Origin of the sequence: Cycloclasticus zancles 78-ME (genome assembly GCF_000442595.1) — a bacterium.
In the GTDB taxonomy this organism is placed as follows: Bacteria; Pseudomonadota; Gammaproteobacteria; order Methylococcales; family Cycloclasticaceae; genus Cycloclasticus; species Cycloclasticus pugetii.
The window spans coordinates 1,509,084-1,522,128 of the sequence record NC_021917.1 but is presented as its reverse complement, the minus strand read 5'-3'; the positions used below and the strand labels follow the sequence as shown (position 1 = coordinate 1,522,128).

Genomic DNA, 13,045 nt, shown 5'->3' with positions numbered 1-13,045 from the left:
ATGCAAGCAGCTGTAACACATTATGACTTACCTGATGAACGTGGTCACTTTGGCCCTTACGGGGGGCTGTTTGTTGGTGAAACACTAATGGAATCGATTGAAGAGTTGCATGAGGCATATGCTAAATTTATGCAAGACCCCGATTTTCTTGCAGAATTGGATGCTGATTTGCATGACTATGTCGGCCGTCCATCTCCTATCTATCATGCAAAACGCTTAAGTGAAGAAAATGGTGGTGCGCAAATTTATCTTAAACGAGAAGATTTAAACCACACCGGCGCGCATAAAATAAACAATACAATTGGCCAAGCGTTATTAGCTAAACGCATGGGTAAAACACGAATAATTGCAGAAACAGGTGCTGGTCAACATGGTGTTGCGACGGCTACTGTAGCTGCACGGCTAGGCCTTGAGTGTGTTGTTTACATGGGCGCTGAAGACATTCAGCGTCAATCACCTAATGTATATCGTATGAAATTGCTAGGTGCCAAAGTGGTGCCAGTTACTTCTGGATCACAAACGCTTAAAGATGCTCTAAACGAAGCGCTTAGGGACTGGGTAACCAATATAGATGATACGTATTATATTATCGGCACAGTAGCCGGGCCGCACCCTTATCCTGCAATGGTCAGAGACTTTCAAACGGTTATTGGGCGTGAATCTCGTGAGCAAATGATTGCTAAAACGGGCCACTTACCCAATGCGCTAGTGGCCTGTGTTGGTGGTGGTTCTAATGCCATCGGGCTTTTTCACCCATTTATAGAAGATCAATCAGTCTCTATTTATGGCGTAGAAGCGGCTGGTTTAGGTGTTGAAACAGGGCAGCACTCAGCGCCTTTATGTGCAGGTAAACCAGGTGTGCTGCATGGGAACAGAACGTATTTGATGGCCGATGACAACGGTGAAATTATTGAAACGCATTCTATTTCTGCTGGTCTTGATTACCCTGGAGTAGGGCCAGAGCATTCCTGGTTAAAGGATATAGGGCGTGCAGAATATGTCAGTATTAAAGATGATGAGGCGTTAGCGGCTTTTCATCAATTAACCCGAGTAGAAGGTATTATTCCTGCGCTGGAATCTAGCCATGCAGTTGCTTATGCGACCAAACTAGCGAAAAAAATGAACAAAGATGAAACCATTTTAGTGTGCCTATCGGGTCGAGGAGACAAAGATATATTTACTATTGCGAAACTTGAAGGTATTGAACTATGAGTCGTTTAGACAAGTGTTTTAAAGGACTCGAAGGTGCCAAGCAAAAAGCTTTAATTCCCTTTATTACTGCGGGTGATCCAGATGCTGATTTTACTCTATCTTGCATGCATAACATGGTTAAAGCTGGAGCCAGCATTATTGAACTAGGCGTTCCTTTTTCTGACCCGATGGCCGATGGCCCTGTTATTCAACAAGCCAGTGAAAGGGCGTTGGCAAATGGCATGTCTTTAAAAGGGGTTATAGAGATTGTTCGGGCATTTCGAGAAACTGATCAAGTTACACCGGTTATTTTAATGGGCTATTTAAATCCGATTGAATTTATGGGTTATGAAACCTTTGCCAGTACTGCTGCGAAAGCTGGTGTTGACGGCGTGTTAACTGTTGATATTCCTCCTGAAGAAAGCTCCGATTTAATAGCAACGTATAAACAGCATGGTTTAGCGCCTATATTCCTCTTATCACCAACCAGTAATGAGAGTCGTATCAAAAAGGTGTCAGCTGTTGCGCAAGGTTATATTTATTATGTGTCTTTGAAAGGCGTAACCGGTGCGGGGCACCTTCAACTAGACGACATTAAAACAAAAATACAAAATATCAAACAATACACATCATTGCCTATAGCCATTGGTTTTGGTGTTAAAAATGCCGATATCGCCGCGAATATTGCTAAAATAGGTGATGCTGTCGTGGTGGGGAGTGCGTTGATTAACTGCATTACCGATCACTCTGAGAATCAATCGAAAGGGCAACAAGCCATTTCTGGTTTATTAAGTGAAATGCGAACGGCGATGGACGCTGTCACAAAATAATTATAAAGGTTAGGTGATTTATGAGCTGGTTTGAAAAATTAATACCGTCTGGCATCCAATTAAGTGGTAAGAAAAAAGGCTCTGTGCCTGAAGGTTTATGGTGTAAATGTGATAGTTGCCATAGCGTTTTATATAAAACGGACTTGGAAAGCAATTTACATGTATGCCCAAAATGTGATCACCATCAGCGTCTAAGTGGTCGAGCACGCCTAGAGTCTTTCTTAGACGAAGCTGGCCGTGTAGAAATTGGTGGGAACGTCAGATCGCTTGACCCATTAAAGTTTAAAGACAGTAAAAAATATAAAGACCGCCATGCCTCTGCCGTCAAAGCTACAGGGGAAACTGATGCGCTTATCGTGATGAAAGGCAGCGTTCTTGATATGGAGCTTGTTGCAGCAGCCTTTGATTTTTCATTTATGGGTGGGTCTATGGGTTCAGTAGTCGGTGAGCGCTTTGTGCGGGCTGTGAATCAATCCATCGAATCCAATATTCCATTGGTATGCTTTTCAGCAAGTGGTGGAGCGAGAATGCAAGAGTCCTTGTTTTCTTTATTCCAAATGGCTAAAACCAGTGCCGCCTTAGCACAATTGGCTGACAAAAAAATCCCCTTCATATCCGTTTTAACAGACCCAACTATGGGTGGTGTGTCGGCTAGTTTAGCAATGCTAGGAGATGTACATATTGCAGAACCCAATGCATTAGTAGGCTTTGCAGGACAGCGAGTGATAGAGCAAACGGTTAGCGAAAAACTACCAGAGGGCTTTCAACGCAGTGAGTTTTTATTAGAGCACGGCGCAATAGATATGATTGTTGACCGCAGAGATCTACGTCAAACGATCACAGATATTCTTTCCTTATTACATGCGGGCCATGACAACTTGAAAGCACTCAATGTGCCCGTGGCTGAAGTAGTGCCCGATGACGAACTGGACGACGATCAATAATCAATAGTTAGCGTGCAATCTGGTTTATCAGCGTTATCTTCTATTGACGAGTGGCTGGCTTGGCAGGAACAGTGTCATGTTAAAAATATTGATCTGGGTCTGGAGCGTGTAGCAAGCGTATACAAAGCATTAAAGCCAACACATTCACGGTCTATTTATACCATCACGGTGGCGGGCACCAATGGTAAAGGCTCTTGTGTTGCTATGCTAGAAGCAATTTTTATTGCCGCTGGCTACCGTGTAGGCGTTTATAGTACACCGCACCTTAAACACTATAATGAACGGGTTAGAATTAATGGCACGCCCGTGCTTGATTCCTCACTAGCCTCATCTTTTTATAAAATAGACCTCGCACGAAAAGAAACCAGCTTAAGTTATTTTGAATTTGGCACGCTGGCAGCCATAGACGTATTTGATCATTATAAAGTGGATATTCAAATTCTCGAGGTTGGTTTGGGCGGGCGACTTGATGCAGTTAATATCGTCGATGCTGATGCCGCACTTATTACGAGTATCTCTATTGATCATATTGATTGGTTAGGTGATGACCGTAATCAAATTGCGTTAGAAAAAGCAGGTGTTTTCAGAGCCAACCAGATCGCTGTTTGTGGCGATTCGACGGTGCCTAACAGCTTAATTGATTATGCAAAAAAACTAGGCACACAATTATCGTTAGCAGGTAAAGACTTTGATGTTAATAAAAACGCTAATGACTGGTCTCTAGTGGCGAATCATGTGTTTGCAGGGCATTACCCAATGCCAGTTTTACAAGGTTATCACCAAATAAAAAATGCTGCTGCCGTGGTTAGCCTATTAGCAAACATACAGCACATTAAACCAGTAAGTAAAAATAATATTGACATTGGCCTTCGACACACCTCATTAAAAGGTAGGTTGCAACAGGTTAGTTCAGCGCCTGATATTTTTTTAGACGTTGCACATAATGCTGAATCAGCTCAGGTGTTATCGGACTTTCTTAAAAGTAAAAAGACTAATGGGCAAATCCATGCCGTCTTTTCTGTACTGGTGGACAAACAGTTAAATGAAGTGCTTAAACCTTTTATTGGGCTAATTGATAATTGGCATATTGCTCCATTACAGGCTCCCAGAGCGTTATCAGTGGCTGATTTATATAAATGCTTGGTAGATGATAATTCACAACAATGCTTTAAATATTCATCAATACAGCAGGCATTGAAAAATGCGCAGCTTGCTGCAAAGCAAGATGATTTAGTTATATGTTTTGGTTCTTTTTATGTGGTAGAAGCGTGTTTAGAAGCGTTATAATGCGCTCAAATACTCCCTAATAATAGTCTCTTAAATTTATATGGAACAACCTTTAAAACAGCGTTTAATTGGTGCCACTATTGTTATTTCTTTGGCTGTTATTTTTTTACCAATGTTCATCGGTCAAAAGCCAGCGGATACAGATATTATTACAATAGATATTCCTACTGAACCGAGCGAGCCAACGCCGAACATTCAGACATTGCCCGAACAAAAAGAAGAAATAGTGGCTAAGGTTTCAATCTCTAAAGAATCCGGTGTCAAAATTTCTGAACAAGTCCCGCCAACTATCCCCAGCCCACCAGAGGTTAAAACGGTTGAAGGTATTTCTGCATGGGTTGTTCAAGTTGGTAGCTTTTCAGACTCAAAAAATGCAAACAGCCTAGCAAGTAAACTTAAAAGTGCTGGTTTTACAGCATTCGTTGAACCGTCATCTGTTAAAACTGGTGATATTTTCCGCGTAAGAGTTGGGCCGGAATTAGACAAAGAGAAGGCAGAAGCTATTAGTGTAAAGCTTCAAAAAGAACAGAAGCTTTCAAATACCATCGTTATCCAATATCCATAGGTTTGTCGGTGAATGTTTTAAATAATATGATTTGGGTAGATTATGTCATCCTTGGCATTATCTTCATTTCGGCACTCATTGGTTTATTTAGAGGTCTAGTAAAAGAAGCCTTTTCGTTAGGTACGTGGGTAGTTGCGATTATAGTTGGTATTAGGTTTAGCCAACCATTCTCATTTTACCTAACCGATTATATTGAGGTTCCCTCCGTCAGAATCGCTGCGGCGTTTATTATTTTATTGTTATTAACACTGATATTAGGCGCTATGTTGTCCTATTTAATCAGTCAAATAGTTGATAAAACAGGGTTAACGGGTACCGATCGATTTGCTGGCCTGCTTTTTGGTATAGCACGTGGCGTGGTCGTTATGGCCGTGTTAGTTTTATTGGCAGGTTTAACACCTTTACCTCAAGATCCTTGGTGGGTAGAGTCAATGCTTATTGGGCCTTTTCAGGAATTATCTCTTTGGTTAAGAGAACAAATTCCCGATGGTGTTAGTGAGTACTTTTCATATTAAGTTTTTAAAAGGTTGAATCAAAATGTGTGGAATTGCGGGTATCGTTGCTCATCACAACGTTAATCAAGAGTTATATGAAGCGTTAACTGTTTTGCAGCACCGCGGTCAAGATGCCGCTGGTATTGTCACTTGTGAAGGCAGTCAGCTGCATCTTCGTAAAGCAAACGGCTTAGTTCGAGATGTTTTTAGAACCAGTCATATGCTAGAACTGAAAGGAAATATGGGTATTGCTCATGTTCGTTACCCAACAGCAGGCTGCTCAAGTTCTGCAGAGGCTCAGCCATTTTATGTCAATTCACCTTTTGGCATTACCTTGGCGCACAATGGTAATTTAACAAATGCCGCTGCGCTGAAAAAAGAACTGTTTATCGAAGATCAGCGCCATATCAATACTAATTCGGACTCGGAAATCTTATTAAATGTATTAGCCCATGAGCTGCAATCTTTAGGCAAATTAAAACTTAATGAAAATGACGTTTTTAAAGCGGTAGAAGCCCTACATAAACGTTGTGAAGGAGCCTATGCAGTCGTAGCAATGATTACAGGTTTTGGCGTTGTTGGTTTTCGTGACCCTAATGGTATTAGACCCATTTGTTATGGTGTGCGTGAAACTGATGAGGGTAGTGATTATATGATTGCTTCGGAATCAGTTGCCATGGATGCTCAAGATTTTAAATTAATTAGAGATATTGCACCGGGTGAAGCTGTTTTTATTAAAAAAGGCGGGGTAATACACACCAAACAGTGTGCAGAAAACCCTCGTTTAACACCTTGTATATTTGAGTACGTATATTTAGCTCGTCCAGACTCAATTATGGACAATGTTTCGGTGTATAAATCACGTCTAAGAATGGGTGAGAAATTAGCCGAAAAAATCATGAGAACTCGTCCTGATCATGATATCGACGTGGTAATCCCTATCCCAGATACTAGTCGAACCTCTGCTTTACAGCTTGCTAATATGCTAGATGTCAAATATAGAGAAGGGTTTATTAAAAATCGCTATATTGGCCGCACGTTTATTATGCCGGGGCAACTAGAACGTAAAAAATCGGTTAGACGCAAACTTAATGCCATTGATCTAGAGTTTAGAGGTAAAAACGTTTTATTGGTCGATGATTCCATCGTTAGGGGGACAACTTCAGGTCAAATTATTAAATTAGCGCGTGAAGCCGGGGCTAAAAAAGTTTATTTTGCATCGGCTGCCCCAGCCGTTCGCTACCCAAATGTCTATGGTATTGATATGCCGGCTGTTGAAGAATTAGTTGCGCACGATAGAACAACGGACGAAGTACAACAAGCCATAGGCGCTGATTGGTTGATCTATCAAGAGCTCGATGATTTATTTGAGTCGGTTAGAAAACGTAACCCAGAAATTGTTGATTTTGATGCGGCTTGCTTTAATCAAAATTATGTTACCGGAACGGTTAGCGATGAATACCTTAGAGAGCAAGGGTTAAGTCGATCAGATGATCAAAAAGCGATCAACGATTTGGATCCTACAGTGATTGAACTGCATAACTCTCACTAATTATAAAAGGCGCATATATGTCAGATATTGATTGGCAAGATTACTCCATTGAAACGCAGGGTGTTAGAGCAGGTCAGAACAGAACGCCAGAAAATGAACATAGTGATGCAATTTTTCCAACGTCGAGTTATGTTTTTGGTAGCGCACAAGAGGCCTTTGAGAGATTTTCAGGAAAAGCTGCGGGTAATATTTATTCGCGTTTTACAAACCCTACAGTTAGAGCTTTCGAAAATCGCCTTGCTGTAATGGAAGGCGCCGAACGTGCAATGGCAACATCGTCAGGCATGGCGGCGATTAATGTTGTTTGTTTAGGCTTGTTAAGCGCCGGTGATCACGTCATTTGTTCGCGTAGCGTTTTTGGAAATACTGCATTGATGTTTAAAAATATCATGCAAAAATTTGCCGTAGAGACCACCTTTGTAGATCTCGATGATATCAACGCATGGGCGTCAGCAATAAAGCCAAATACAAGGTTTCTTTTTTTAGAAACACCATCTAACCCTCTTGGCAATGTAGCAGATATAAAAGCACTAGCCGAATTAGCACATGCCAATGGTGCGTTGCTTATCGTTGATAATGTTTATTGTACGCCGGCCTTGCAAAAACCACTGAGCTTAGGCGCTGATTTGGTTGTTCACTCGGCGACTAAATATATAGATGGTCAAGGTCGCTGTATTGGTGGTGCTGTTGTTGGCAATAACGCACTGATAGAAGAAAAAATTTATCCAATTTTACGTACCGCAGGTCATACGATGAGCCCATTTAATGCATGGGTATTTCATAAAGGCTTAGAGACTCTATCGTTACGGATGGAAAAACATTGTTCCAATGCACTGATTGTTGCGAGATGGTTAGAACAGCAATCGAATGTTGAAAAAGTCTATTACACTGGCTTAGCTAATCATCCACAACATGAGCTTGCTAAGCAGCAACAAAGCGGTTTTGGTGGCATTGTTAGCTTTGAAGTAAAGGGCGGTAAAAACAATGCTTGGAAAGTTATTGATATGACGCAGATGATTTCGATAACCGCTAACCTAGGTGATGTAAAAAGCATGATTACTCACCCATCGACCACAACACATGGACGTCTAACCGAAGATGAGCGTAACAAAGCTGGTATAACAGACGCCTTAATACGCTTAGGCGTTGGCTTAGAAAATGCTGGCGATATAACAGCAGATTTACATCGAGGTCTGTCATCCTTTTAATGTTTTCTATTGGCATCTAAAAAACCAAAGACGTTGAAGTTTATCGGTTTCTTTAAATCACAAAAAAGTTGTCTTATGCAAGCAGACTAACTAAGACATTCTAATGATCGGTTGATCATTAATCGACGTAAGCGCACTTTCAACATTCACATGTATTGCGCTTAGCTTTAAAATAAACAGTAAATAAATTAATTCGGAGTATCAATCGCATGGGTAGAGCCTACCAAAACCGCAAAGAGTCTATGGCTAAAACGTCTGATATGAAGGCGAAGGTTTATAGCCGTTATGGGCGTGAGATTTATGTTAGCGCAAAGTCAGGTGGTGTTGACCCTGAAGGTAATTTGGCACTTCGTAGCTTAATTGACCGCGCGAAAAAAGACCAAGTGCCTGCTCATGTTATTGAAAAGGCGATTGATAAAGCAAAAGGCGGTGGTGGCGAAGATTATTCTCCCGCACGTTATGAAGGGTATGGGCCTGGTGGAAGTATGGCTATTATTGATTGTCTAACTGATAACCCAAATCGTACATTTGGTGATGTTCGCCAAGCGTTTACTAAAACAAAATGTAAAATTGGCACGCAAGGTAGCGTAAGCCATATGTTTGATCATTCTGCCATTCTAGTGTTTAAACACGATAATGAAGAAGCGGTTTTAGAGATACTAATGGATGCAGACGTAGACGTAACAGATATTGAAAATGAAAATGGTAAAATTTCCGTTTTTGCGTTACCTACCGACTACTTTAAGGCAAAACAAGCATTGCTTGATAAGCTAGGAGAAATTGATTTTGAAGTAGATGAAATCCAGTTTATTCCACAGGCATTTACTACTATGACAGGCGATGATGTAGAACTGTTTGAAAAGTTTCTTGCCATCTTGGATGATTTAGATGATGTGCAACAGGTGTATCACAACGTTGAGCTCAACTAGAAAGGACGGCCTAGTTATTAAGTAAGGGAATGCAGCAAATTGTTCTCAATTGAGATAGTCAGAAGGATGCTTGGATAAGCAATTTGAGCACTCAAAAATAACTGCCTAATTAATGAAGACCGCATTAAAACCCAAAATTTAAATGCTGTGTAGCAAGTTGGTTACGCGTATCGTTTAGTGCTTGATTAGTCTGCTGTCATGTTTATGTTTTTTGATAAAAAAGTTATAGTTTATCTAGTTATTAGCTCAATTTCTTCTTTTACATCACCTGTTATTTCTCCACTCGAGTCATAACTTATTTCTAGAAACTTAACACTTAGTTCATCAACAGTTAGTAATGTGGTGCATCGTGTACCGTAATCTTTCCCTTGAATAAAAATAGGTGATAAGAAGCGCTCAAATTCGAGGCTAATCCCGGTGTTAGGTAAATCTTGGTCATTAGCTTGGGTTCGCGACTGCATCGTACTTAATAACTCAAATGGGTCGATTTTGTTGCTTGCTAACGATTTTTCTACAGCCGCGGTAGCGGTAGATAATTTTGGCCACGGGGTATTTAAAGAGGCATTACAAAGCCCATGAATACCAGCAGGTACTTGTTGAACATGTAACGAGTCATTAGAGTAATACCACAAGCCAGTGTGATCCATTAATAATAAATTGAATAAACCGTAATCAGCACGCCGTTTTTTTAGTTTTTCTATGAAGTCTGGAGCTGTGGATTGTTGAGATAAGAAATCCCGCACTAAATGGCCGCGAGATAGTTTTGTATTTTCTATAAAGGGAGGTTTCCGCACATTAGTCAGTGCTGCTAGTCGCCCTGAGGTATCGGTACTTAACCAACTACCGCCAGCAACATGGTCTATGCCACCGAAAATATGCGGCTGATCTGGCCAATAACCAGCGGCTTGTGTTGCACGCTGATAATATTCGTCACGGTTAGCAACTAGCACTAATTTATAGAGGTCGTTTGGTTGGTATTTAAAAATGATTAGGCACATTGATAATTGTGATATTTGTTTTAAATAACCGCATGAGTATATAAAACACCTTATCGCTAAACCTGTCAATTTTGAGTGCTAAATGCTAAAATATTCACCCTGATTGGTAAGTATTGCTTGCTTAAAGCCCCAAATTTTAAACCTAGGAGTGATCTGTGTTAGAAGAATATCGTAAACATGTAAAGGAACGAGCTGCTTTGAGTATTGTTCCAAAGCCACTGGATGCCGAGCAAGTTGCTGGCCTTGTTGAGTTATTAAAAGCGCCGCCAGCAGGAGAAGAAGAGTTCTTGCTTGATTTGATCATTAATCGCGTACCAGCAGGAGTAGATGAAGCTGCTTATGTAAAAGCAGGTTTTTTAGCGGCTATCGCAAAAGGCGAAGCATCTTCTCCATTAATCGACCGAGTTAGAGCCACTGAGTTGTTAGGCACCATGTTAGGTGGCTACAATATTATGCCATTGGTTGAACTTCTTGATGACGCAGAACTTGCCGAAACAGCTGCAGATCAGCTGTCTCAGATTCTACTCGTGTTTGATGCTTTTCATGATGTTCAAGAAAAGGCAGAGGCTGGCAATGCTGCTGCTAAACGTGTGATTCAATCATGGGCAGATGCCGAATGGTTTACCAATAAAAAACCGCTTGCCGAAAAGTTAACCGTTAAAGTATTTGAAGTCACTGGTGAAACTAATACTGATGACTTATCACCAGCCCCTGATGCATGGTCTCGTCCTGATATTCCTTTACACGCGCTTGCGATGCTTAAAATGCCACGTGAAGGCATTCAACCAGATGTCCCAGGTGAAAGAGGACCAATCGCTCAAATTGACGAAATGGAAAAAGACGGTATTCCTCTCGCCTATGTAGGTGATGTTGTCGGCACAGGCTCCTCTCGTAAATCTGCTACTAACTCAGTGTTGTGGTTTATGGGTGATGATATTCCTTACATCCCTAATAAACGTGCGGGTGGTGTTTGTATTGGTGGCAAAATTGCGCCAATTTTCTTTAACACAATGGAAGATTCAGGCGCATTACCGATTGAAATGGATGTGTCTAAATTACACATGAATGATGTTATTGATATTTATCCATATGAAGGAAAAGTCACTAAAAGTGGCACCGATGAAGTGTTGGCTGAATTCAAATTAAAATCAAACGTGATTCTTGATGAAGTTCAGGCTGGTGGCCGTATTCCTTTAATTATTGGACGTGGTTTAACATTACGCGCACGTAAATCACTTGGCTTGGAAGCATCAGAGATATTTAGAACTCCAGAAGCTCACGAAGATAGTGGTAAAGGCTTCACCTTAGCGCAAAAAATGGTTGGTAAAGCCTGTGGCGTAAAAGGGATTAGAGCTGGCGTTTACTGCGAACCACATATGACCACTGTTGGTTCACAAGATACAACAGGCCCGATGACTCGTGACGAATTGAAAGATTTGGCTTGCTTAGGTTTCTCAGCAGACCTAGTGATGCAATCTTTCTGTCATACTGCGGCTTACCCTAAGCCAGTTGATGTTACAACTCACCACACCTTGCCAGACTTTATTATGAATCGTGGTGGCGTGCCGTTACGTCCGGGCGATGGAATTATCCATTCATGGTTAAACCGTATGTTGCTTCCAGATACTGTGGGTACAGGTGGTGACTCTCATACACGTTTCCCATTAGGTATTTCATTCCCTGCTGGTTCTGGTCTAGTAGCCTTTGCTGCAGCAACAGGTGTTATGCCATTGGATATGCCAGAGTCTGTTTTGGTTCGCTTTACTGGTGAAATGCAACCAGGTATTACGCTACGTGATATGGTCAATGCTATTCCTTTAGCGGCTATCGACAAAGGTTTACTAACGGTAGCGAAAGAAGGCAAAATTAATGCTTTCTCTGGTCGTATTCTTGAAATTGAAGGCTTACCTGATTTGAAAGTTGAGCAAGCATTTGAACTATCGGATGCTTCTGCGGAGCGTTCAGCGGCCGGCTGTACTATTAAGTTAAACAAAGAACCTATCATTGAATATCTGAATTCAAATATCACCATGTTGAAATGGATGATTGCTGAAGGTTATGGTGATGTTAGAACGATTGAACGTCGTATTACTTCAATGGAAGAATGGCTGGCTAATCCAGAACTAATGGAAGCCGATGCCGATGCTGAATATGCAGAAATCATTGAAATTAACATGAGTGATATTCACGAGCCTATTCTTGCATGCCCTAATGACCCAGATGATGTCAAAACATTATCAGATGTTGCTGGTACTAAGATTGATGAAGTTTTTATCGGTTCTTGTATGACAAATATTGGTCATTTTCGAGCAGCGGGTAACTTATTGCAAGAGTATGGCGGTGTAACCCCAACTCGTTTGTGGATTGCACCTCCAACTAAAATGGATGAGGCGCAATTGACAGCAGAAGGTTATTACAATATTTATGGAACATCAGGTGCACGTACTGAAATGCCAGGGTGTTCGCTTTGCATGGGGAACCAAGCACGTGTTGCAGAGAAGTCTACAGTTATTTCAACCTCTACACGTAACTTCCCTAATCGTTTAGGAAATGGTGCTTTTGTCTACTTAGCGTCGGCAGAACTGGCAGCAGTGGGGGCAATATTAGGTAAGATTCCAACTAAAGAAGAGTATATGGAATACGCCAATAAAATTGATACCATGGCGGATGAAACATACCGATACTTAAACTTTGATCAAATTGAAGAGTATCAAAAATCAGCGGATACAGTGAAGATTGCTGCTAAAGCTTGATATTGCTAGATAGTTAGGTAAGAAAAAAGGCGCTGTTTTAACAGCGCCTTTTTTTGTGATATTGTTTTGTCAAATGATTTTAAATTCATCTAAAAAAATGATGCGTGAATTTTGCAGTATGAAAGGCTCTGGGGTTATTCAAATCAACTTATTATTTAATGTACCCCAGTCATAGATGGGTGAATGAACTGAATAAAGTTGTTTATCAATAATTTAATGATACAGTTATATATAAATTCCCGCTGTTTTACTTAGTTTCAAGTTTCGGGCAATATACCAATAAATATTATTATT

General features: G+C 40.9%; 11 protein-coding genes. 10 read left to right on the top strand and 1 reads right to left on the bottom strand.

All coding sequences use genetic code 11. From position 1 onward, the window contains the following. The 9 genes from trpB (at position 1) to CYCME_RS07310 (ending at position 9,000) form a co-directional block, all read left to right on the top strand. On the top strand, positions 1-1,212 hold the full coding sequence (gene trpB, locus CYCME_RS07350; RefSeq protein WP_041932933.1) for a tryptophan synthase subunit beta: 1,212 nt from the start codon (positions 1-3) through the stop codon (positions 1,210-1,212). After that, complete coding sequence (gene trpA / locus CYCME_RS07345; RefSeq protein WP_020932660.1) at positions 1,209-2,021, top strand: tryptophan synthase subunit alpha; 813 nt, start codon at positions 1,209-1,211, stop codon at positions 2,019-2,021. Before trpB ends, trpA begins: the two co-directional genes overlap by 4 nt. A 20-nt stretch (positions 2,022-2,041) precedes the next feature. Next, positions 2,042-2,965: an acetyl-CoA carboxylase, carboxyltransferase subunit beta gene (accD, locus tag CYCME_RS07340; RefSeq protein ID WP_020932659.1), complete on the top strand. Its 924-nt coding sequence runs from the start codon at positions 2,042-2,044 to the stop codon at positions 2,963-2,965. A gap of 12 nt (positions 2,966-2,977) precedes the next feature. After that, positions 2,978-4,252: a bifunctional tetrahydrofolate synthase/dihydrofolate synthase gene (folC, locus tag CYCME_RS07335; RefSeq protein ID WP_020932658.1), complete on the top strand. Its 1,275-nt coding sequence runs from the start codon at positions 2,978-2,980 to the stop codon at positions 4,250-4,252. A gap of 40 nt (positions 4,253-4,292) precedes the next feature. Continuing rightward, complete coding sequence (locus tag CYCME_RS07330; RefSeq protein WP_020932657.1) at positions 4,293-4,817, top strand: SPOR domain-containing protein; 525 nt, start codon at positions 4,293-4,295, stop codon at positions 4,815-4,817. A gap of 8 nt (positions 4,818-4,825) precedes the next feature. After that, positions 4,826-5,332 carry a CvpA family protein gene (locus tag CYCME_RS07325; RefSeq protein WP_015005897.1) on the top strand — a complete coding sequence of 169 codons (507 nt, stop codon included), beginning with the start codon at positions 4,826-4,828 and terminating at the stop codon, positions 5,330-5,332. A 22-nt stretch (positions 5,333-5,354) separates the two neighbouring features. Next, the gene (purF, locus tag CYCME_RS07320; protein ID WP_015005898.1) at positions 5,355-6,863 is read left to right on the top strand and encodes an amidophosphoribosyltransferase; all 1,509 of its coding nucleotides are present in this window, start codon (positions 5,355-5,357) and stop codon (positions 6,861-6,863) included. 17 nt (positions 6,864-6,880) lie between these two features. Beyond that, positions 6,881-8,071, top strand: a complete 1,191-nt coding sequence (locus tag CYCME_RS07315) for an O-succinylhomoserine sulfhydrylase (protein WP_020932655.1) — start codon at positions 6,881-6,883, stop codon at positions 8,069-8,071. A gap of 209 nt (positions 8,072-8,280) precedes the next feature. Continuing rightward, positions 8,281-9,000 carry a YebC/PmpR family DNA-binding transcriptional regulator gene (locus CYCME_RS07310; RefSeq protein WP_020932654.1) on the top strand — a complete coding sequence of 240 codons (720 nt, stop codon included), beginning with the start codon at positions 8,281-8,283 and terminating at the stop codon, positions 8,998-9,000. 230 nt (positions 9,001-9,230) lie between these two features. Here CYCME_RS07310 and CYCME_RS07305 read toward each other — a convergent pair whose 3' ends face one another. Continuing rightward, complete coding sequence (locus tag CYCME_RS07305; RefSeq protein ID WP_236886356.1) at positions 9,231-9,950, bottom strand: NRDE family protein; 720 nt, start codon at positions 9,948-9,950, stop codon at positions 9,231-9,233. A gap of 203 nt (positions 9,951-10,153) precedes the next feature. Here CYCME_RS07305 and acnB point away from each other — a divergent pair, with 203 nt between their 5' ends. Then, the gene (gene acnB, locus CYCME_RS07300) at positions 10,154-12,751 is read left to right on the top strand and encodes a bifunctional aconitate hydratase 2/2-methylisocitrate dehydratase (RefSeq protein WP_020932652.1); all 2,598 of its coding nucleotides are present in this window, start codon (positions 10,154-10,156) and stop codon (positions 12,749-12,751) included. Positions 12,752-13,045: the final 294 nt, after the last annotated feature.

What these genes read in the sequence shown, in the direction of transcription:
- trpB (WP_041932933.1), top strand. Translation starts at nt 1, where the DNA reads ATGCAAGCAGCTGTAACACATTATGACTTACCTGATGAACGTGGTCAC.
- trpA (WP_020932660.1), top strand. Translation starts at nt 1,209, where the DNA reads ATGAGTCGTTTAGACAAGTGTTTTAAAGGACTCGAAGGTGCCAAGCAA.
- accD (WP_020932659.1), top strand. Translation starts at nt 2,042, where the DNA reads ATGAGCTGGTTTGAAAAATTAATACCGTCTGGCATCCAATTAAGTGGT.
- CYCME_RS07330 (WP_020932657.1), top strand. Translation starts at nt 4,293, where the DNA reads ATGGAACAACCTTTAAAACAGCGTTTAATTGGTGCCACTATTGTTATT.
- purF (WP_015005898.1), top strand. Translation starts at nt 5,355, where the DNA reads ATGTGTGGAATTGCGGGTATCGTTGCTCATCACAACGTTAATCAAGAG.
- CYCME_RS07315 (WP_020932655.1), top strand. Translation starts at nt 6,881, where the DNA reads ATGTCAGATATTGATTGGCAAGATTACTCCATTGAAACGCAGGGTGTT.
- CYCME_RS07310 (WP_020932654.1), top strand. Translation starts at nt 8,281, where the DNA reads ATGGGTAGAGCCTACCAAAACCGCAAAGAGTCTATGGCTAAAACGTCT.